Source organism: Halorubrum sp. SD612 (assembly GCF_002135005.1).
Genome location: NZ_NEWI01000365.1, coordinates 1 through 1,423, shown reverse-complemented (window position 1 = coordinate 1,423; position 1,423 = coordinate 1). Strand labels below are relative to the sequence as shown.

1 protein-coding gene and 1 pseudogene are annotated in these 1,423 nt (G+C 67.4%); both read left to right on the top strand.

Going from position 1 to position 1,423, the window contains the following annotated elements; translation table 11 throughout:
- Positions 1-309, top strand: a pseudogene (locus B9G38_RS17385) (S-methyl-5'-thioadenosine phosphorylase); the annotation flags it as partial.
- A 501-nt stretch (positions 310-810) separates the two neighbouring features.
- On the top strand, positions 811-1,423 hold a 613-nt coding region (locus tag B9G38_RS17380), incomplete at its 3' end, for an ATP-binding protein (RefSeq protein WP_143415639.1).

Below are 1,423 nucleotides of genomic sequence, written 5' to 3'. Positions count from 1 at the left end.
GGCAGGGCCGGGGTCGCGGAGGGGGGGCTGGCCGGGAGGGCCGAGATCGCGGAGGCGAGGATGGCGGGCGTCACCTACTACGACGTGTGGAAGGAAGACAGCGAGGTGACGCTCGAAGAGGTCTTAGAGAGCGCCGAGCAGAACCAGAAAGCGATCAAGGCCGCGGTCGAGGAGGCCGTGCGGACGCTGCCCGAGGACTTGGAGTGCGACGCGCACACCGCGCTGGAGGGCACCGTCAACACGCCGACCGAGGCCATCCCCGAAGAGACGAAGGATCGCGTCGAGCCGCTGCTGGGCGATTACTTATAAATAATTCTGCGGTGCGGTGGCGCGTGCCGACGAGCGGCCGAAGGCCGCGAGTCGTCCGCGCGAGGGAGTCGGGCGCGACGAGGGCGACCGGAGGGAGCCCGAAGGACGCGCCCGACGAGGTTGGGGAGGTATGAGGCGCTGTACTGGGCGGTGCGGGGCGGGACTCAAAGGGGCAGTCGCGAGGCGGGCGCAGGCGACGCAAGCACTGAAACGAGGGAGCGAACGTAGTGAGCGACCGAGTGAAGCGCGCAGCGAGCGTGCGCCCGCCTCGCGACTGGGGCTTTGGAGGTACTCTCCGCCGATCTGTTGACACACATTTATAAACGAGCGACTGGGCTTTGGAGGTACTCTCCGCCGATCTGTTGACACACATTTATAAACGAGCGACTGGGCTTTGGCGGTGTTCGCTGTCGTTCACCAGTCAGTCACGTACAACCTCACGACTGCGCTCACGTAGCCGGCCCGAAACCCGTATGCCCGCGCGACCGCAACCCGACACCGATGGAGTGCGACAAGTGCGGGGCCGACGCGATCCACCACGCCGCCTACTCCGGGGCGCACCTCTGTGGCGACCACCTCCGGGAGTCGGTCGAGAAGCGCGTGAAGCGTCGGGTCCGCGAGGACGGCCTCCTCGATCCGGACGCGACGCCCGACGACCCCGACCGCTGGGTGATCGGGCTCTCCGGCGGGAAAGACAGCGTCGCCCTGACGCGGATCTTAGACGACGTCTTCGGCCGCGACCCCCGCGTTGAGATGCTCGCCTTGACGATCCACGAGGGGATCGAGGGGTACCGCGACGCCAGCGTCGACGCCTGCGTGGAGCTGGCCGACGAGCTCTCGATGCGCCACGAACTCGTCTCCTACGAGGAGGAGTTCGACGTGCGGATGGACGACGTCGTCGAGGACGACCCGGAGAACATGGCGGCCTGCGCGTACTGCGGCGTGTTCCGCCGGGACCTCTTAGAGAACTACGCCGCGGAGTTCGACGCCGACAAGCTGCTCACCGGCCACAACCTCGACGACGCGGCGCAGACCGCGATGATGACCTTCCCCGAACGCAACGTGAGGCCGGTCGCGAAACCCTTCGACGCCTCGCCCGGCCCCTTCGACGAGC